This is a genomic window from Haliea sp. E1-2-M8 (genome assembly GCF_030649675.1).
Taxonomy (GTDB): domain Bacteria; phylum Pseudomonadota; class Gammaproteobacteria; order Pseudomonadales; family Halieaceae; genus Haliea.
Map to the genome: position 1 here is coordinate 166,985 of NZ_JAUTDR010000006.1, position 18,167 is coordinate 185,151.

Consider the following 18,167-nt stretch of genomic DNA (forward strand, 5'->3'; position numbering starts at 1 on the left):
ACGGCTCAGTGCCGGGAGGCTACGCGGAACAGGCGCCGGGTGAGCAGGGACTGGAACAGCGGGTCCAGCCAGCGGTACAGGCGCCCGGAAAGATAAACAGGCTTTCCTTTCTCCACCGCCTGCAGACCTTCCCGGACAACTACCTTGGCGTCATACCAGAGGAACCTGGGCATCGCGTCCTTCATGTCCTGCAGGCCCGCGGTGCTGTGGAAATCCGTGTGGGTATAGCCGGGGCACAGGGCGCAGACCTTGACTCCGCTACCGTGCAGGGTCACTGCGAGGTCTTCTGACAGCGCGACCAGGTAGGCTTTGCTGGGGCCGTAGTTGCAGCCGCCGACGCGGGGAATACGGCCAGCCACCGAGGCGACATTGATCACCCGGCCGAAACCCCGTTCCCGCATGCCGGGTATGAAGAGGTGGCAGAGTTCGGCTACCGCCAGCATCATCAGCTGGAAGAATGCCTGGTGGTCGGCCCAGTCCCGGTCGGTGAGCAGGTCGGAGCCGGCCACGCCGGCATTGTTTACCAGGAAGTCGACGGCGACATCCCTGGCTGCCAGGGAATCGAACAGGGCCCTGGGCGCGCCGGGATCGGCCAGGTCGGCAGCTTCAATCAGCACCTCGCAGCCGTACTGTTGCTGCAAGTCAGCGGCCAGTGCCTCCAGCTTGTCCCGGCGTCGTGCCACCAACACCAGATTGTAGTCGGCGGCCGCCAATTGGCGGGCGAACTCGGCGCCGAGGCCGGCAGAGGCGCCGGTAACCAGTGCGGTGCGCTTGCGCGTCATGCCATTTCTCCCCAAGATGTCGCCTGTTGACTGCCCATGGTACGACACCGGTCGACTGCTGTCTGCGCCAGCCCTGAACAAAGCGAGGAAGACAATAGCATGAGTGATACCCGCCACACCGCCCTGGTTACCGGCGCCTCCGCAGGATTGGGGGAAGAGTACTGCCGTCAACTGGCGGAACGCTGCGACACTATCATTGCGGTCGCGCGGCGGGCGGATCGGCTGCAGGCGCTGCAGGCGGAACTGGCAGGCCACACCCGCCTGGTGCCGGTGGTCGCGGACCTGGCGACGGTGGAAGGTGTGACACGCACGGTAGAAGCCCTGCGCCAGCAGGGGCCGCCGGATATCCTGGTCAACAATGCCGGCTTCTCCACCTTCGGGGATTTTGGGCACAGCGTACTGGAAGATGAGCTGCAGGTGGTGCGCCTGCAGATTGATGCCACGCTGGAACTGGTGCGGGCGGCGGTTCCGTTCATGCGTGAACGCGGCGGTGGCCAGATTATCAATGTGGCGTCTATCGGCGCGTTCCTGAACATGAAGCACACCGCGGTATACGGCGGCTGCAAGGCGTTCATGGTCTCGTTTTCGCAGGCCCTTCAGGCGGAAGTCGCGGCGGACAATATCCGGGTACAGTGTCTCTGCCCCGGCCTCACCCGCACCGGGATTCACGACACCTCGTATTTTGAGGGCTTTGACAAGGCCCGCATGCCTGCGGAGTTGTGGATGGATGCAGCGCCGGTAGTGGCCGCCAGCCTGGCGGCGCTGGAGCAGGAAGAGGTCGTCGTGGTCCCGGGCGCCATCAACCGCGATATGGTCAGGAGCGGGTTGCAGCAGCAGCTGCAGTCAATCCAGTAGCAGGCGCTGCAAAATGCCGCGGTAGAGTTCCGCCAGGCGGGGCAGGTCCGCCGCGCGCACGCATTCATTGCGTTTGTGGATAGTGGCGTTGACCGGTCCCAGTTCCAGCACCTGGGCCCCGGTGGGAGCAATGAAGCGTCCGTCAGAAGTGCCACCGGCGGTGGACAGCTCGGTAGTGAGCCCGGTGCTGTCGAGAATGCTGTCGACCGCGGCGCTGACCAGGTCTCCGCTCGCGGTCAGGAACGGTTCCCCGCTGAGCTGCCAGTCGATCAGGTAATCCAGCTTGTGGGCATCGAGTATCGTTTCGGTGCGGCGGCGCAATTCCGCTGCGGTTACCTCGGTCGAAAAGCGGAAATTGAACATCACCGTCAGTTCGCCGGGGATGACATTGGTGGCGCCGGTACCGCTGTTGATATTGGAAATCTGCAGCGAGGTGGCCGGAAAAAAGTCGTTGCCCTGGTCCCAGGGCTGGCAGCTGAGGGCATGCAGCGCCGGCAGCGCACGGTGGATGGGATTATCTGCCAGCTGCGGATAGGCGATATGACCCTGCACACCGCGCACGGTCAGCACCGCGCCCAGAGAGCCGCGACGTCCGTTCTTGACCACGTCCCCCAGCTGTTCGCTGCTGGAAGGCTCTCCCACCAGGCACCAGTCTATCTGCTCTCCCCGCTGTTGCAGGTATTCAACCACCTTGATGGTGCCATCGTGGGCCGGACCCTCCTCATCGGCGGTGATCAGGAAGCCGATGCGACCGGGATGTTCCGGCTGGGCGGCGACGAAATCCTCGCAGGCGATGATCATTGCGGCCAGGCTGCCCTTCATGTCGGCGGCGCCGCGGCCGTAGAGCAGGCCGTCGCGCAGTTCCGGGCTGAAGGGCGGCGAGTCCCAGGCCGACTCCGGGCCAGTGGGAACCACGTCGGTGTGGCCGGCGAAGACCAGCAGCGGGCCGCTGTCGCCGCGGACCGCCCAGAAATTCTTCACCTCACCAGACTGTAGCGGCACGCAGGTGAAGCCGATCGCCTGCAGGCGCGCCATCATCAGCTCCTGGCAACCGGCGTCGTCTGGCGTTACGGAGGGGCGCCGGATCAACTCGCAGGTCAGCTCAAGTGTGCGTTCCACGCAGGTACTCCCGGTCAGTTGTGGGCGTGCAGTTCGGCGTTCAGTTCGATGGCGGAGCGATTGGTCAGGCACTCCACCGCGCCGTTGGTGGAGTTGCGCCGGAACAGCAGCCCCGACTTGCCGGCCAGCTCCCGCGCCTTGACGGTTTCCACCGGCTTGCCTTCGCTGTCGAGCAGCACAACCTTGGTGCCGGCGGTAAGGAACAGGCCCGCTTCAACTGTGCACCGGTCACCCAGCGGGATGCCGATGCCGGCGTTGGCGCCGATCAGGCACTCCTTGCCCACCGAGATGATGATGTTGCCACCGCCGGACAGGGTGCCCATGGTGGAGCAGCCACCGCCCAGGTCCGAGCCGCTGCCTACCGTCACCCCTGCGGAGATGCGGCCTTCAATCATGCCCGGACCATCGGTGCCGGCATTAAAGTTCACGAATCCCTCGTGCATGATCGTGGTGCCGGGGCCGAGATAGGCACCGAGACGAACCCTTGCGGTGTGGGCTATACGCACGCCGGCGGGCACCACATAATTGGTCATCTTCGGAAACTTGTCGACGCAGCTCACCTCCAGGGTCTCACCCCGCATGCGGGCGGCCAGTTGCCGTGCCGGCAACTCGGCGATGTCGATAGCACCCTCGCTGGTCCAGGCGACATTGGGCAGGATGCCGAACATTCCCTGCAGCTTGGTGCCGTGCGGCTTGACCAGCCGGTGAGACAGCAGGTGCAGTTTCAGGTAGGCCTCTGGCACCGTCGCCGGCGCCGCATCTTCCCGCAGTAATACCGCCACCACCGGCGCCTCGCTGCCAGCCATTTGCGCAGCCAGCTGGGCCTGGCGAGTTTCACCCGCCGCCGCCAGCTCGGCCTCCAGGGCGATCAGCTGCTCGCGGCTCAGGGGCGTGCGGTTGTCACAGGTGCCGGCGGCATTCACCAGCACCGCGGGTGGGTTCAGCACCGGTTCGGCAAAAAATACCTCCAGCCACTCACCCTCGCTGTTGTGGGTACCCAGGCCGAGGCCAAAGGCAAATGCTGTGTTACTCATGTCGATTGTTTCCTGGCTGTCCCGCTACCGCGGGCGTGGATCAAAGGGTGTGACGCTGGAACAGCGCGGCCCAGGTTTTTTCCGAGAAACCGCAGTGGCGCTCGTGGCCGACGTCCAGCAGCGGGCGCTTGATCAGGGTGGGGTGCTCCAGGATCGCGGTGAGGGCCGCGTTGTCATCCATGGTCTCACGGGCAGCAGCCGGCAGTGCTTTCCAGCTCGTGCTGCGCTTGTTGACCAGGGTTTCCCAGCCCAGCTCATCGAGCCATGCACGGACCTGCGCCTTGTTGATGCCGTCTTCCCGCAGGTCGTGAAAGCGATATTCCACGTCGTGCAGTTCCAGCCAGCGACGCGCTTTCTTGACCGTGTCGCAGTTGCTGATGCCGTAGAGGGTGATCATGCGGGCCTCGCGAGTGGCTGGGTTTCGGGGGACGCAAGGATAGCAAAAAATGTCGGCGGGGGCAGGCTGGATTGCGCCGTGTTCCCCTCCGCTCGCGTGGTGGCTCATTTCTGGCTGCGTCGTTGCGGGTCGCTCTCCGTTCCAGTGGCAGCCTGACGGCTGCTGCGTCGCTCCGCCACGGGTATGCTCCTTTTGCTTCATTCCGGGCGCATGCGGCGCGTCTACCTCCAGGATTCTTGCGCTGCCTTCTGGCGGCGCACGTTGTGAGCTGTGACGGCACGTGGCATGGCGGCGGCAGTTCCGCAGGTCTCCTGTTCCCACTTTCAGGGCTGCGGTTTGGCAGCCACTAAGTGGGGGGCGGTGGGCGCGCCGACGCCCTCCAAGTCCGCAAAACGACATCCCCGCACCGGATCAACGCGGCGGGTAGGCTGGAGCCACTGCACGTTGTCAGCGGAACGGAGCGAGGTACCAGTGGACGGGATTCAGACTGCAATATTTCGTCCGCGAATCCAGAGACGAAGCGAGTAGAGATGCCCAATGCTCCCCGCGTTGATTCGGGGGGCGGGGGCTTCGATACGGACTTGGAGGGCGTCGGTGCGCCCACGCAAGCCCCTTAGTGGCTACCAGCCTGCAGCCCAGTAAGTGGGAACAGATCAGCTCAACCGGCACCTTCGCCTTGGCAAGTGCCCAAACCGCTTACAAACTCGGCCGCCAGACGGCAGCGCAAGAACTCAACGGGAACGCGCGCCGCATGCGCCCGCAATGGAGTATCGGAGCCCCCGGTTCCCGGAGCGACGCAGCGGCCGCAAGGTCGCCTCGCAAACGAAGCGTCAGCAGCTCAGGCCTTGCGTGTCTGCTTCGGGTGCTTGCGCTCCGGGTAACAGGTCCTGCAGATCTCGCAGACCCTGCCATCGCAGCCCCGTGCGCTGCAGAACTCGCGGCCGTAGTAGATGATCTGCAGGTGCAGGCGGTTCCAGGACTCGCGCGGGAACAGGCGCTTGAGGTCGCGCTCGGTCTGCACCACGCTCTTGCCGTTGGTAAGACCCCAGCGCTGGGCCAGGCGGTGAATGTGGGTGTCTACCGGAAAGGCGGGCACGCCAAAGGCCTGGGACATGACCACGCTGGCGGTCTTGTGGCCTACCCCCGGTAGACGCTCGAGAGCCTCCATATCCGCGGGTACCTCGCCCTCGTGCTCCTCCAGCAATATCTCGCTGAGGCGCTTGATGGCGCGCGATTTTTGCGGTGACAGGCCGCAGGGGCGGATAATCTCGCGAATCTGCTCTTCCTCCAGCTTTGCCATGGCTGCAGACGTGTCCGCCAGGGCAAACAGGGCCGGGGTGATCTGGTTGACGCGCTCGTCGGTGCACTGGGCGCTGAGCAGGACCGCGATAAGGAGCGTGAACGGGTCTTTGTGCTGCAGGGGGATCGGGGGCTCGGGGTACAGTGCCTGCAGGCGCTGCAGGATCAGCGCCACCCGCTCGGGTTTGCTCAGCATGCCCTTACAGGGTCTCCAGCAGCTGCACGGTGCGCAGGGCCGCCTGCACGCAGTCTTCCTGTGACGCCACCAGCGCCATCCGTACCCGGTTGGCGCCCGGGTTGCCGGTGGCGGTGTCCCGGGCCAGGAAGCTGCCCGGAACTACCGTTACGTTTTGCCGGGCATAGAGCTGGCGGGCGAAGTCGGTGTCGCTGCCGGGGGTTTCCGGCCACAGGTAGAAACCGGCGTCCGGGCGTGCCACCCGCAGGTGCCCGGCCAGGATGGCCAGTACGGCGTCGAATTTTTCCCGGTAGCGCTGGCGATTGACCCGCACATGCTCCTCGTCACTCCAGGCGGCGCTGCTGGCATGCTGGTGATGCAGCGGCATGGCGCAGCCGTGGTAGGTGCGGTATCTGAGGAAGTCGGCCAGCACCGTGGCGTCTCCGGCGACAAAGCCCGAGCGCAGCCCGGGCAGGTTGGAGCGTTTGCTCAGGCTGTGGAAGACAACGCAGCGCCGGTAATTGTCGTTGCCCATGCGGGCGCAGGCCTGCAGCAGCCCGGGCGGCGGCGCCGACTCATCGCTGTAGATTTCCGAGTAGCACTCGTCGCTGGCGATGACAAAGTCGTGCTTCTCCGCCAGCTCCACCAGCGCCTGCAACTGTGGCAGTGACATCACCGCCCCGCTGGGATTGCCCGGGCTGCAGATGTACAGCAGCTGACAACGTCGCCACCAGGTCTCGGGCACGCTGGCAAAGTCCGGCAGGTGGCCGCTGGCGGCAGTTGCGTTGATAAAGCCGGGCTCGGCGCCTGCCAGCAGGGTCGCGCCCTCATAGATCTGATAGAACGGGTTGGGGCTCAGCACCATGGCATCGGGGCCGGCAGTTACCACTGCCTGGGCGAAGGCAAACAGCGCCTCGCGGGTACCGTTGACCGGGATTATCTGGGTTTGTGGATCTACCGCGCTTAAGCGAAAGCGGCGCTGCAGCCAGCCGGCAATGGTTTCCCGCAGGCTGTCCTCACCACGGGTGGCCGGGTACTTTGCCAGCAGCGGCAGGTGTACCGCAAGGGCATCCAGCACAAACTGCGGTGAGGGATGCCGCGGCTCGCCAATCGACAGAGCAATGTGGGTCCGGTCCGCGGCCGGCTGCAGGTCCGCGAACAGGGCGCGCAGCTTTTCAAATGGGTAGGGTTGCAGTTGCTCAAGCAGGGTGTTCATCAATGGTCAGGCATCCCCCACATGGTCGTCCAGCTGTTCGCGAATGGCGCGCTGAATTGCCTCGCACAGAGCCGGATCGACCAGCGGCTGTTGCTGGGCATCGGTGATGAAAAAGACATCCTCGACCCGTTCGCCCAGGGTCTGGATCTTGGCGGCCTGCAGTTCCACTCCGTGGTCGACAAAGATCCGGCCGATGCGTGCCAGCAGGCCGGGCCGGTCGCGGGAAGAAACCTCAAGTACGCTCACATGCTTGATTTCATCGATCGACATGCTGGTTTCTGTCGGTACCGGAAAGGACTTTATCTGGCGCGGTGTGAGACGTTGAACGATCGGCGCCCGATCCAGGTTGGAGGCCAGGGCGTCGCTCAGGTGGTCCCTGATATAGCGCAGTCGGGCGCTTTCCTCGGCAATGGAACTGCCGTCTGAGTTCAAGACATAGAACGTGTCCAGGCTCATGCCGTCGCGGGCATTGTAGATGCGGGCGTCGTGGACGCTGAGCTCCAGTTGTTCCAGCTCGGCGCAAACACGGGAAAACAGCTGCGCGCGGCTGCGCGCATGGATGAAGATCTGCGTTGTATTGGCGACGCTGGAGTCCGAGCTGTTGCGAATCAGGACCAACGGCTGGTCACGCTCATAGTGACCGGCAATGGCTTCCGTGTGCCAGGCGATATCCTCGGGCTTCTCCCGCAGGAAATAGTCTTCGCCCTGTTCGCGCCAGAGATCTTCAAGTTCCTCCACGGTGAAGCCGCGGCTTTCCAACAGATCCGTGGCGGTCCTGCGTGTCTGTTCGATCCAGACTTGCTTGTCGACCGGGTTCTCCAGGCCGCGGCGCAGGGCCCGGCGGGTGCCGGTATAGAGCTGGCGCAACAGGCTGCCGCGCCAGGCGTTCCAGAGGGTGGGGTTGGTGCCGTTGATGTCTGCCACGGTAAGGGTAAACAGGTAGTCCAACCGGTCCAGGTCGCCGACATGATGGGCAAACTGCTGGATTATATCCGGGTCGGAGATGTCCTTGCGTTGGGATACGGCTGACATGGTGAGGTGGTTGCGCACCAGCCATGTCACCAGCTCGGTGTCGTGGTCGCTGAGATCGTGCTCCCGGCAGAAGCGCTCGGCATCAACCGCCCCCAGCTCCGAGTGGTCACCGCCGCGGCCCTTGCCGATATCGTGGTAGAGGCCGGCGAGGTAGAGCAGCTCGATCTTCGGCAGGCGCCGGGCGACCCGGCTGGAGACGGGAAAGCGCTCGTCGAACTCGGGTTTCTGGAAGCGCCGCATGTACTGGATCACTTCCAGTGTATGGGCGTCCACCGTGTAGGTGTGGAACAGGTCGTGTTGCATCTGGCCGACAATGCGACCGAACTCGGGCAGGTAATTGCCCAGCACCCCGTAGCGGGTCATGCTGCGCAGCAGCCGGGTCATATTGTAGGGGGAGCGCAGGATCTCCAGAAAGCTGGCGCGGTTGCGCGGATCCGCGCGAAAGGTGCTATTGACCAGGTGGCGGTGCTCCCTGATCAGGCGGATGGTTGGTGTGCCCACTCCGATAATGCCCGGCTCGCGGCCCGCCAGCACGAAGACTTCCAGCAAGGTGTTGGGGTCAGTGCTGAACAGGTCGTCACGCAGGGCTTCGATGTAGCCATTGCGAACCTGGAAGCGCTCGTTGAGTATCCTGATGTCATCTACGGTGTCGGCCCGCAGAATTGCGTGGTCGAAGTTCTGGATCAGCAGCTCGTTCAGTTCGCCCAGGGCCAGGGCCCAGCGGTAGTAAGTCTGCATGAACTGCTCTACCGCCAGCTTTTCGCCATCCTGAAAGCCCCACATTGCAGCCAGCTCGCGCTGGTGATCGAACAGCAGGCGGTCCTCCTCGCGCCCGGCAATCAGGTGCAGTGCGTAGCGGACCTGCCACATGAAGTCGCGCCCGCGCAGCAGCATCTTGCGCTCGTCCGGGTTGAGGAATTCACCGGTATCCATTGACTCCAGGGAGTCGACGCCGAAATGGCGCTCGCCGATCCAGGCGATGATCTGCAGGTCACGCAGGCCACCGGGCGAGCTTTTGACGTTGGGCTCGAGGTTGTACTCGGTGTCGGCAAACTTCGCGTGGCGCTCGCGCTGTTCCTGCAGTTTGGCGCGGAAGAAGTCGGCGCTGGGCCACATATGCGCGGGGCTGGTCAGTTCCCTGACTTCGGCCATCAGGGCTTTCGGGCCGCGAATGACCCGGGTTTCCATCAGGTTGGTGAGTATGGTGATGTCCCGGCGCGCCTTGCTGCAGCACTCGCTGACGGTACGCACGCTGTGGCCGATGCTCAGGCCCAGGTCCCAGAGCTGGGTCAGGAATTGCTCGAGCTGCCCGTGGCAGCGCTCGCTGTCCTCGCCCAACAGGACCAGGATATCGATATCCGAGTGTGGGTGCAGTTCGCCGCGGCCGTAGCCGCCGACGGCGACCAGGGCCGGCTCCACGCCGGACCAGTCGCGGCTGTCCCAGAGCGCGCCCAGCAGCGCATCCATGAACTGCGCCCGCAGGTGCAACAGGCGCGCTACCCGGGTGCCACTGCGAAATTCACCGTGCAGATAGTCGGCTGCTGTGTGCAGAGCCTGCTTGCCAATCTTCAGGGCGTCGCCGCGGGCAATCGCCGCCTTGAACAGGTCTGGATCGAATAACTCCGGAGGCAGGCTGTCATCCCGACCGGTCATGGCGGGCGTGGCCTCAGAAAGTCTCATTGTTGCGCCGGGTGAACACCTCGCAGCCGTCTGCGGTCACCCCCAGGGTGTGCTCCCACTGGGCGGAGAGGCGACCATCGCGGGTGGTCACGGTCCAGCCATCCTTCTGATTCAGCTTGGTATGGCGCCGGCCGGCGTTGATCATGGGTTCAATGGTGAAAGTCATACCCTGCTCCAGCACCATTCCGGTGCCTTTGCGGCCGTAGTGGAGCACCTGCGGGTCTTCGTGAAAAATCCGGCCAATGCCGTGGCCGCAATACTCCCGCACTACCGAGTAGTAGTTCTTCTCCGCGTGTTGCTGGATCACGGCCCCGATGTCGCCGAGGGTGGCGCCCGGGCGGACGACGTCAATGGCCTTGTACAGGCACTCCTGGGTGACCTTGATCAGGCGCTGGGCGTGGCTCGCGACTTCGCCGACCTCTACCATGATGCTGCTGTCGCCGTGGTAGCCGTCCTTGATCACGGTGACGTCGATATTGATGATGTCGCCGGATTTGAGCTTCTTGCCGTCGGAGGGGATGCCGTGACAAATCACCTCGTTGATTGAGGTGCAGATGGAGCGCGGAAAGCCGTGATAATCCAGCGGCGCGGGGATGGCCTGCTGCACCCGGGTTATGTGCTCGTGGCAGATGCGGTCCAACTCACCGGTGGTGATGCCCGGTGCCACCAGGGGCTCGATCATCTCCAGCACTTCGGCTGCCAGGCGGCCGGCGACCCGCATTTTCTCGATTTCGGCCTCGGTCTTGATGGTTACTGCCATTTTCTTCCTTTCAGCTCAGGGTGCCGCAACCGCGCGGGGGCGCAACCGGCGGACCGGGGCGGCGGGTAAAGGGTGCTATTCTACAACATGTGCACCCCTTGTGAGTAATAGGTGGGGCAGCTCTCGCTGGGGCGGTCCATACCGCGGCGGCCGTTACCAGGGCAGCCCTCGCTGGAGCGGGTTGCAACATGGGCCTTCTCAGATCGGCCGGATTATGGTATAAAGCGCGCCTTCTTTTTGGGTCGTCACATTGTGGTGGTTCCCGGCAGGAAGAAAACCCTAACGACGCACACATATCGACACCTGCGCCAGGGTGCCGGCTCTGGCTGGTTTGGCGCACGGGATATGTGGAGGATTAACCCAATACAAAGGTACTTACCATGTCACAAGTAAGCATGCGCGATCTGCTGCAGGCAGGCGCACACTTTGGTCACCAGACCCGTTACTGGAACCCGAAGATGGATCGCTATATCTTCGGTGCCCGCAACAAGATCCATATTATCAACCTCGAGCACACGGTGCCGGCCTTCAACGAAGCGCTGACCCTGGTGCAGCGGATGGCTGGTAACAAGAACAAGATTCTGTTCGTCGGCACCAAGCGCGCCGCCGGCAAGATCATCAAGGAGCAGGCCGATCGTGCGGGGATGCCCTACGTCAGCCATCGTTGGTTGGGCGGTATGCTCACCAACTACAAGACGATCCGCGCCTCGATCAAGCGCCTGCGCGACCTGGAAGCCCAGCAGACCGACGGCACTTTCACCAAGCTGACCAAGAAAGAAGCTCTCATGCGCACCCGCGACATGGAGAAGCTGGAGCGCAGCATTGGTGGTATCAAGGATATGGGTGGCCTGCCCGACGCACTGTTCGTGATTGACGTTGACCACGAGCGCATTGCCATCACCGAAGCCAACAAACTGGGCATTCCGGTGATCGGTGTGGTCGACACCAACAGCAACCCGGACGGGGTCGACTACGTCATCCCGGGCAACGACGACGCCATTCGCGCGGTCAAGCTGTACGTCAGCGCCGTGGCAGATGCCTGCCTGGCGGGCAGGGCTGAATCCGGTGACATGAGTGCGGTCCGCGACGAGTTCGTTGAAGTCGATGCCACCGAGCCGCCCGCGGCACCTGCCACTCCGGCGGCTCCTGCGGCTCCCACGGCAACTGCCGAGTAAACACCCGACCCCGGTGCGGCCGTCAGGCCTGCGCCGGGGCTTCCCGTCCTCCGTCCGGAGGTACACGTTCAAGCATACAGAGCCCCAGGCGGGGTCGTAGCAGGAGGAATAACCATGTCCGCAGCATTGGTCAAGGAATTACGTGAGCGCACCGGTCTCGGCTTGCTGGAGTGCAAGAAGGCACTGGCGTCCGCCGATGGCGACGTCGAGAAAGCGATCGAAGAGCTGCGCAAGTCCAGCGGCATGAAAGCGGCCAAGAAAGCCGGTCGCACCGCAGCAGATGGCGTTGTCGCCACCCGCATTGCCGAGGACGGCAGCTACGGCGTGGTGGTCGAAGTCAACAGCGAGACCGATTTCGTGGCCCGTGATGAAAACTTCCTGGGGTTCGTCAGAAAAGTCGTCGATGCGGCGTTCGAAGGCCGCCAGACTGACGTCGCGGCGCTGATGGCCGGTGAGCTGGAGTCGGCCCGCGAATCCCTGGTGCAGAAAATTGGCGAGAATATCGGTGTGCGCCGCATCCGCCTGATAACCGCCGATGCCGGCGTGGTAGGTGGCTATGTCCACGGCAACAACCGCATCGCGGTGCTGGTGGAGCTGAAAGGCGGTGACCAGGACCTGGCCAAGGACGTCGCCATGCATGTCGCCGCGGTCAACCCGCAGGTTGTATCACCCGATGACATGCCGGCCGAGGTGATCGAGAAGGAGCGCGAGATTTACACCGTGCAGGCCCAGGATTCAGGCAAGCCTGCGGAAATTATCGAAAAGATGATTGGCGGCCGGATCAAGAAGTTCCTGGCTGAAAACAGCCTGGTAGAGCAGGCTTTTGTCAAGGATCCGGACGTTACCGTCGGCAAGCTGGTGTCCGGTGCCGGTGCCCAGGTCCTGTCTTTTGCCCGCTTTGAAGTGGGTGAGGGTATTGCCCGGGACCAGGTTGACTTCGCCGCCGAGGTCGCTGCCCAGCTCAAGGGCTGAGAGTCGGCAGTTCAAGCAGAAACGGGGCCCAGGCCCCGTTTTTTGTGGCATCTTCGGGCAATCGGTGGCGCCCGTGGCGGCAGTTTCTGGGCCGCGACACTAGGGAGCTGGCTCTTTGTCCTGTAATATAAGAGGACTTCGGGAGAAATCAGACATGCCACAGGCTGCAGGCGACAAGAAGTATAAGCGGATACTGCTGAAACTCAGCGGCGAAGCCCTCACCGGTAGGGAAAGTTTCGGTATTGACCCGAAAATACTCGACCAGCTGGCGCTGGAAATCGGCCAGCTGGTGGGGATCGGGGTGCAGGTGGGGCTGGTCGTCGGAGGCGGCAACCTGTTCCGTGGCGCAGCCTTGCAGTCGGCGGGCCTGGACCGGGTCACCGGTGATCATATGGGCATGCTGGCCACAGTCATGAATGCGCTGGCTCTGCGCGATGCGCTTGAGCGCTCGAATATCGCCACTCAGGTCATGTCCTCCATTCCGATGAGTGGCGTTGTCGACCACTACGATCGACGCAAGGCAATCCGCGCTATCAGCAACGGCGATGTGGTGATCTTCTGCGCTGGCACCGGCAACCCGTTCTTCACCACCGATTCCTCGGCTTGTCTGCGCGGTATCGAGATAGACGCGGAGCTGGTGCTGAAGGCGACCAAGGTGGATGGCGTTTATTCTGCCGACCCGATGAAAGTTGCCGACGCCGTCAAGTATGAGCGCCTCAGTTACGACGAGGTGCTGGACAAGAAACTGGAAGTCATGGATCTCACGGCTATCTGTCTTTGCCGCGACCACAAGATGCCGGTGCGCGTGTTCAAGATGGAAGATCGTGGGGCGTTGCTGAGTATTGTACGCGGCGGCCAGGAAGGAACCCTGATTCAGTAGCCCGGCCGGGTCCTGCGAGGAGAAAAAAAGTGATTGAAGACATCAAGAGTGAAGCTAAAGACCGGATGGAAAAGAGCGTCGAGGCTCTGGTGCACCATTTCAACAAGATCCGCACTGGCCGCGCTCACCCCAGCATCCTGGATTCGGTCAAGATTGAGTACTACGGCGCCGAGACGCCGCTCAACCAGATGGCCAACATCAACGTGGAAGATGGCCGCACCCTGGCCCTGACGCCCTGGGATCGCTCCATGATTCCCCAGATCGAGCGCGCCATCATGAAGTCCGACCTGGGCCTCAACCCGGCCACCTCCGGCGAGGTGATCCGCATTCCCATGCCCTCGCTGACCGAGGAGACGCGCAAGGGTTTCATCCGGCAGGCTCGCAGCGAGGCAGAGGCCGCCAGGGTCTCGATCCGCAACGCCCGGCGCGATGCCATGAACATGCTCAAGGAGCTGGTGAAGGAAAAGGATATCAGCGAAGACGACGAGCACCGCGGCCAGGAGAATGTGCAGAAGCTGACCGACGGTTACGTGGATCGTATCGAAAAAATGTTGGCGGACAAAGAAGCCGACCTCATGGAAATTTAGTTCCAGTCAGGGTATGCCCACTCGCGAAACGCCAAGCTTAGTCAACCCTGCCGCAGTGCCGCGCCATGTCGCCATAATCATGGACGGCAACAACCGCTGGGCCCGGCGCCAGGGTCTTCCCGGGCACGCCGGCCATCGCGCCGGCGTCGAAGCGGTGCGCGGCATCCTGCGCTCCTGCCGCCAGCACAAGGTCGAAGTGCTTACCCTGTTCGCCTTCAGCAGTGAAAACTGGGGTCGTCCACAGCCTGAAGTCAGGGCGCTGCTGGCACTGCTGTCGCGCTATCTGCGCAGTGAAGTACGAGAGTTGCACAAGGATGGCGTCCGTCTGCGTTTCATTGGCGAACGCGGCCGCTTCAGTGAGCGGTTGCAGCGTCTGATGAGTAACGCCGAGTACCTCACCTGCGACAATCGCGTGGCGACGGTGGTGATTGCGGTTGACTACGGCGGCCGTTGGGATATTGCCCAGGCGGCGCGCCGGCTGGCGGAGCAGGTACAGGCGGGAACCCTGCAGCTGGAGGAGATCACCGAGGCTGCGGTCGACCGTGAGGTCGCCATCAGCGACCTGCCGCCGCCGGATCTCTGTATTCGTACTGGCGGCGACGCCCGCATCAGCAATTTCATGCTCTGGCATTGCGCCTACAGCGAACTCTATTTTACCAACACCCTGTGGCCCGACTTTGGCGAACTCGAGTTTGCCCGGGCGCTGGCGGATTATGGGCGGCGCGAGCGCCGGTTTGGCCTGCGAGAGCCCGATGGTCTGCTGACGGGGGTGGGCGGCGATGCTTAGACAGCGGGTGATTACCGCCCTGGCCATGGCGAGCCTGTTTCTCGCGGGGGTGCTGTTGCTGCCGGTGTTCGCACTGGCCGCGGCCTTTGCGCTTGTGGTGCTTCTCGGGGCCTGGGAATGGGCGCGTTTGGCGGGCTGGCAGTCCGCCGCGGCGCGCTTGCTGTTCACAGTGATCCTGGCCGGGTTGCTGGTCATCCTGTATCGCTATGCGGAGCTCGGCAGCGAACCGCGACGCGAACAGATACAGCCACTGCTGGGTGTTGCCTGTCTTTGGTGGTCGTTCTCCCTGTTGTGGGTCAAGAGCTATCCGGCGAGCGCAGCGCTCTGGCACGGTCGAGCCATGCGCAGCCTGATGGGCCTGCTGATCCTGTCCAGCGCCTGGCTGGCGGCGGTCTACCTGTTGACCTTTCCCCGCGGGGGTTTGTTGATGGTGGCCCTGGTCCTGGTAGTGGCCGCTACGGACATCGGCGCTTATTTTACCGGCACCCGCTTTGGCCGCCACAAACTGGTGGCGCAGGTCAGCCCGGCCAAGACCTGGGAGGGTTTTTGGGGTGGCATGGCCTGTGCAGTAGTGCTGGCTCTGGTGCTGTGGTCGGTCATTCCCGCCCGGATGGCCCATGTCAGCCTCGCTGCCGTGGTGGTCGTAGTGCTGCTGACAGCGCTGGCATCGGTGCTGGGGGACCTCACGGTGAGCATGGTCAAGCGCGAGAGTGGGGTGAAGGACAGCGGCTCCCTGTTGCCCGGGCACGGCGGTCTGCTGGACCGTCTTGACAGCCTCTGCAGTGCCGCTCCCGTGTTTGCTCTCGGCCTGCTGCTGGCAGGGTGGTAGCGATGGCGGCTGTGCAGAACGTGGCGGTGCTGGGCAGCACTGGCTCCATCGGAGTCAGCACCCTGGACGTGATAGCGCGTCACCCGCAAAAGCTGCGTGCCTGGGCCCTGGCGGCCAACCGCTCGGTAGCGGCCATGGCGGAACAGTGCCTGCGATTCCAGCCTCGCTATGCGGTAATGATGGACCCGGATGCGGCCGCCGAACTGGAGGTTCTGCTGGCTGGGGAATGCGATACCCGGGTATTGGCGGGGGCGGAGGGCCTGCATCAGGTCGCGACCCACGAGGCCGTGGACGCCGTGATGGCGGCCGTGGTCGGGGCTGCCGGCCTGCCGTCAACCCTGGCGGCGGCGCGGGCGGGCAAGCGTATTCTGCTGGCCAACAAAGAGTCACTGGTCATGGCCGGCCACCTGCTGATGGCAGCGGCGCGCGACGCGGGCGCGCTGTTGTTACCCATAGACAGCGAGCACAACGCGATTTTCCAGTGTCTGCCGGTGGACAGCGCGGGGCGGCCCGGTCTGACGGGGGTCAGCAAGGTTCTGCTAACCGCTTCCGGCGGGCCGTTCCGCGAGTGGACGCCCGCGGCGATTGCCGCGGCGACCCCGGACCAGGCCTGCGCGCATCCCAACTGGTCCATGGGCAGAAAAATATCAGTGGATTCCGCTACCCTGATGAACAAGGGTCTGGAACTGATAGAGGCCTGCTGGCTGTTCGATCTGGCCCCGGAACAGGTTGATATCGTGGTGCATCCGGAGAGTATCGTGCACTCCATGGTACAGTACACGGACGGTTCGGTGCTGGCCCAGCTGGGCAATCCGGATATGCGTACCCCGATAGCCTACGGCCTGGGCTGGCCCCAGCGACTGGAGTCTGGAGTCGCCTCCCTGGATCTGGTGGCCCTGGCGAAACTGCATTTCGAGGCGCCGGACGAGAGCCGTTTCCCCTGTCTGCGTCTGGCCCGCGAAGCCGTCGCCGCCGGCGGTACCGCGATGGCGGTCTGTAACGCCGCCAACGAAGTCGCGGTAGCAGCCTTTCTGCGCGGGGGCATCGGCTTTGCCGATATCCCGCGGGTCATCGAGGCGACCCTGGAACAGGTGGCCGCTGTTGAACCCACTTCTCTGGCTGTGGTCGAAGCTGCGGATGGCGAGGCTCGCCAGGTGGCCGTCGCCCGGTTGGCCCGTTTCCGGGCGGTTGGCCCTGAGACTTTGGAGCGTTAATGGATCTGGCTTTTACCATCGGCATAACCCTGATCACCCTCGGCGTGCTGGTGGCGGTGCACGAGTACGGCCATTTCTGGGTTGCGCGGCGCTGCGGCGTCAAGGTCCTGCGTTTTTCCATCGGCTTTGGCAAGTCTTTGTATACCTGGCGCGACCGGCAGGGCACCGAGTACTGCATAGCGATGATCCCGCTGGGTGGCTACGTCAAGATGCTCGATGAACGCGAGGGCGATGTTCCCGCCGAGGATCTGGAGCACGCCTTCAACCGCAAGCCTGTGCTGCAGCGCATCGCGGTTGTGGCTGCGGGACCCCTGGCCAACTTCGCCCTGGCAATTGTTGCCTATTGGGTGCTGTTCATGGGCGGCGAATCCGGCTACGCGCCGGTGATTGGCTCGGTACAGTCCGGCTCGGTGGCGGACGCGGCGGGTCTCAAGGCCGGCCAGGAAATCGTCGCCGTGGACGGTGAGCAGACCCCTACCTGGCAGGCCCTCAGTTTCCGCCTGCTGGACCGCATTGGCGATACCGGCAACATTCGGTTTACCGTCAAGGAACCCGGGTCGGACCTGCTTACCGAGTCCGAGGCGGCCCTGCAGCGCTGGTTGTCGGAGCAGGAGGAGCCGGACCTGTTCGGTGGCCTGGGTGTCAGCATGTACACCCCGGAGGTGCCGCCAGTAGTCAACGAAATCATCGCTGACAGCCCCGCTGCCCGCGCTGGCCTGCAAGTCGGTGACCGCGTAGTGAGTGCCGACGGGATTCCCATGCCCCGGTGGATGGATTGGGTGGAGTATGTGCGCGAGAGGCCGGGCCAGCGAATCGAACTGGAGTTGAGCCGGGGCGACCAGCTGCAGACCGCGACCATCATTCCCGATGGCGAACCGGACGCCAGTGGGGAACTGGTGGGTCGCGTCGGTGTTGCGGTAGCCATGCCAGCCATGCCGCCAGAGATGATCCGACAGTTCCAGCGCGGCCCGCTGCAGTCTCTGGGAGCCGCCGTTACCCGCACCGGGGAGCTGACCAGCTTCACCCTCAGCTCGATCAAGAAGATGTTGCAGGGTCTGATCTCACCAAAAAACTTGAGCGGCCCCATTACCATTGCTAAAGTGGCGTCCGCTTCCGCCAAGTCGGGCCTGGAATCCTGGATTGGCTTCCTCGCCCTGCTAAGCGTCAGTCTTGGGGTGCTTAACCTGCTGCCCATACCGGTGCTGGATGGCGGCCACCTCCTGTACTACACCATGGAGTTGCTGGCGGGTCGGCCAGTACCCGAGAAAATACAAGCATTGGGGTATCAGTTGGGCCTGTTCATGATCCTCGGGATCATGGCTTTGGCGCTATATAACGACTTCGCGCGCCTCTAGCCTGGTGGACGCAGCCGGT

General features: G+C 63.6%; 17 protein-coding genes. 9 read left to right on the forward strand and 8 right to left on the reverse strand.

Annotation, left to right across the window (positions count from 1 at the left end; genetic code table 11):
- Positions 1–5: 5 nt before the first annotated feature.
- Positions 6–782 carry an SDR family oxidoreductase gene (locus tag Q6D67_RS07125; RefSeq protein ID WP_304704894.1) on the reverse strand — a complete coding sequence of 259 codons (777 nt, stop codon included), beginning with the start codon at positions 780–782 and terminating at the stop codon, positions 6–8.
- Between the two features lie 99 nt (positions 783–881).
- On the opposite strand from Q6D67_RS07125, the gene Q6D67_RS07130 reads away from it, so the two are divergent.
- Positions 882–1,637 (forward strand): SDR family oxidoreductase, encoded by a 756-nt coding sequence (locus Q6D67_RS07130; RefSeq protein ID WP_304704895.1) that lies wholly within the window; start codon positions 882–884, stop codon positions 1,635–1,637.
- On the opposite strand, the gene dapE is transcribed toward Q6D67_RS07130, so the two are convergent.
- The 7 genes from dapE to map all read right to left on the reverse strand — a co-directional run bounded on the left by dapE (position 1,626) and on the right by map (position 10,349).
- Positions 1,626–2,756, reverse strand: a complete 1,131-nt coding sequence (gene dapE / locus Q6D67_RS07135; protein ID WP_304704896.1) for a succinyl-diaminopimelate desuccinylase — start codon at positions 2,754–2,756, stop codon at positions 1,626–1,628. The genes Q6D67_RS07130 and dapE overlap by 12 nt on opposite strands.
- Before the next feature lie 14 nt (positions 2,757–2,770).
- Positions 2,771–3,790, reverse strand: coding sequence for a 2,3,4,5-tetrahydropyridine-2,6-dicarboxylate N-succinyltransferase (dapD, locus tag Q6D67_RS07140; RefSeq protein ID WP_304704897.1), 1,020 nt, complete (start codon positions 3,788–3,790; stop codon positions 2,771–2,773).
- Positions 3,791–3,830: 40 nt separating this feature from the next.
- Positions 3,831–4,187 (reverse strand): ArsC family reductase, encoded by a 357-nt coding sequence (locus Q6D67_RS07145; RefSeq protein ID WP_304704898.1) that lies wholly within the window; start codon positions 4,185–4,187, stop codon positions 3,831–3,833.
- An 838-nt stretch (positions 4,188–5,025) separates the two neighbouring features.
- The gene (gene nth, locus Q6D67_RS07150) at positions 5,026–5,682 is read right to left on the reverse strand and encodes an endonuclease III (RefSeq protein ID WP_304704899.1); all 657 of its coding nucleotides are present in this window, start codon (positions 5,680–5,682) and stop codon (positions 5,026–5,028) included.
- A gap of 4 nt (positions 5,683–5,686) precedes the next feature.
- Positions 5,687–6,877: a succinyldiaminopimelate transaminase gene (dapC, locus tag Q6D67_RS07155; protein WP_304704900.1), complete on the reverse strand. Its 1,191-nt coding sequence runs from the start codon at positions 6,875–6,877 to the stop codon at positions 5,687–5,689.
- 6 nt (positions 6,878–6,883) lie between these two features.
- The gene (glnD, locus tag Q6D67_RS07160) at positions 6,884–9,589 is read right to left on the reverse strand and encodes a [protein-PII] uridylyltransferase (protein ID WP_304704901.1); all 2,706 of its coding nucleotides are present in this window, start codon (positions 9,587–9,589) and stop codon (positions 6,884–6,886) included.
- Positions 9,576–10,349 (reverse strand): type I methionyl aminopeptidase, encoded by a 774-nt coding sequence (gene map, locus Q6D67_RS07165; protein WP_304704902.1) that lies wholly within the window; start codon positions 10,347–10,349, stop codon positions 9,576–9,578. The genes glnD and map overlap by 14 nt, the downstream gene beginning before the upstream one ends.
- Before the next feature lie 380 nt (positions 10,350–10,729).
- On the opposite strand from map, the gene rpsB reads away from it, so the two are divergent.
- The 8 genes from rpsB to rseP all read left to right on the forward strand — a co-directional run bounded on the left by rpsB (position 10,730) and on the right by rseP (position 18,148).
- Positions 10,730–11,524 carry a 30S ribosomal protein S2 gene (gene rpsB, locus Q6D67_RS07170; RefSeq protein ID WP_304704903.1) on the forward strand — a complete coding sequence of 265 codons (795 nt, stop codon included), beginning with the start codon at positions 10,730–10,732 and terminating at the stop codon, positions 11,522–11,524.
- Positions 11,525–11,638: 114 nt separating this feature from the next.
- Positions 11,639–12,496 carry a translation elongation factor Ts gene (gene tsf, locus Q6D67_RS07175; RefSeq protein ID WP_304704904.1) on the forward strand — a complete coding sequence of 286 codons (858 nt, stop codon included), beginning with the start codon at positions 11,639–11,641 and terminating at the stop codon, positions 12,494–12,496.
- A 154-nt stretch (positions 12,497–12,650) separates the two neighbouring features.
- On the forward strand, positions 12,651–13,376 hold the full coding sequence (gene pyrH, locus Q6D67_RS07180; protein WP_304704905.1) for a UMP kinase: 726 nt from the start codon (positions 12,651–12,653) through the stop codon (positions 13,374–13,376).
- A 29-nt stretch (positions 13,377–13,405) separates the two neighbouring features.
- Complete coding sequence (gene frr / locus Q6D67_RS07185; RefSeq protein WP_304704906.1) at positions 13,406–13,963, forward strand: ribosome recycling factor; 558 nt, start codon at positions 13,406–13,408, stop codon at positions 13,961–13,963.
- A gap of 13 nt (positions 13,964–13,976) precedes the next feature.
- Positions 13,977–14,750, forward strand: a complete 774-nt coding sequence (uppS, locus tag Q6D67_RS07190) for a polyprenyl diphosphate synthase (RefSeq protein WP_304704907.1) — start codon at positions 13,977–13,979, stop codon at positions 14,748–14,750.
- Entirely contained in the window at positions 14,743–15,579 is an 837-nt protein-coding gene (locus tag Q6D67_RS07195) for a CDP-archaeol synthase (RefSeq protein ID WP_304704908.1), read from the forward strand. The genes uppS and Q6D67_RS07195 overlap by 8 nt, the downstream gene beginning before the upstream one ends.
- 2 nt (positions 15,580–15,581) lie before the next feature.
- Complete coding sequence (gene ispC, locus Q6D67_RS07200) at positions 15,582–16,793, forward strand: 1-deoxy-D-xylulose-5-phosphate reductoisomerase (protein ID WP_304704909.1); 1,212 nt, start codon at positions 15,582–15,584, stop codon at positions 16,791–16,793.
- Positions 16,793–18,148 (forward strand): RIP metalloprotease RseP, encoded by a 1,356-nt coding sequence (gene rseP / locus Q6D67_RS07205; protein WP_304704910.1) that lies wholly within the window; start codon positions 16,793–16,795, stop codon positions 18,146–18,148. Before ispC ends, rseP begins: the two co-directional genes overlap by 1 nt.
- Positions 18,149–18,167: the final 19 nt, after the last annotated feature.

Coding starts and splice junctions, on each gene's coding strand:
- glnD (WP_304704901.1), bottom strand. CDS start 9,589: ATGAGACTTTCTGAGGCCACGCCCGCCATGACCGGTCGGGATGACAGC.
- rpsB (WP_304704903.1), top strand. CDS start 10,730: ATGTCACAAGTAAGCATGCGCGATCTGCTGCAGGCAGGCGCACACTTT.
- nth (WP_304704899.1), bottom strand. CDS start 5,682: ATGCTGAGCAAACCCGAGCGGGTGGCGCTGATCCTGCAGCGCCTGCAG.
- uppS (WP_304704907.1), top strand. CDS start 13,977: ATGCCCACTCGCGAAACGCCAAGCTTAGTCAACCCTGCCGCAGTGCCG.
- tsf (WP_304704904.1), top strand. CDS start 11,639: ATGTCCGCAGCATTGGTCAAGGAATTACGTGAGCGCACCGGTCTCGGC.
- dapC (WP_304704900.1), bottom strand. CDS start 6,877: ATGAACACCCTGCTTGAGCAACTGCAACCCTACCCATTTGAAAAGCTG.
- Q6D67_RS07145 (WP_304704898.1), bottom strand. CDS start 4,187: ATGATCACCCTCTACGGCATCAGCAACTGCGACACGGTCAAGAAAGCG.
- Q6D67_RS07195 (WP_304704908.1), top strand. CDS start 14,743: ATGCTTAGACAGCGGGTGATTACCGCCCTGGCCATGGCGAGCCTGTTT.
- rseP (WP_304704910.1), top strand. CDS start 16,793: ATGGATCTGGCTTTTACCATCGGCATAACCCTGATCACCCTCGGCGTG.
- Q6D67_RS07130 (WP_304704895.1), top strand. CDS start 882: ATGAGTGATACCCGCCACACCGCCCTGGTTACCGGCGCCTCCGCAGGA.
- ispC (WP_304704909.1), top strand. CDS start 15,582: ATGGCGGCTGTGCAGAACGTGGCGGTGCTGGGCAGCACTGGCTCCATC.
- Q6D67_RS07125 (WP_304704894.1), bottom strand. CDS start 782: ATGACGCGCAAGCGCACCGCACTGGTTACCGGCGCCTCTGCCGGCCTC.
- dapD (WP_304704897.1), bottom strand. CDS start 3,790: ATGAGTAACACAGCATTTGCCTTTGGCCTCGGCCTGGGTACCCACAAC.
- pyrH (WP_304704905.1), top strand. CDS start 12,651: ATGCCACAGGCTGCAGGCGACAAGAAGTATAAGCGGATACTGCTGAAA.
- map (WP_304704902.1), bottom strand. CDS start 10,349: ATGGCAGTAACCATCAAGACCGAGGCCGAAATCGAGAAAATGCGGGTC.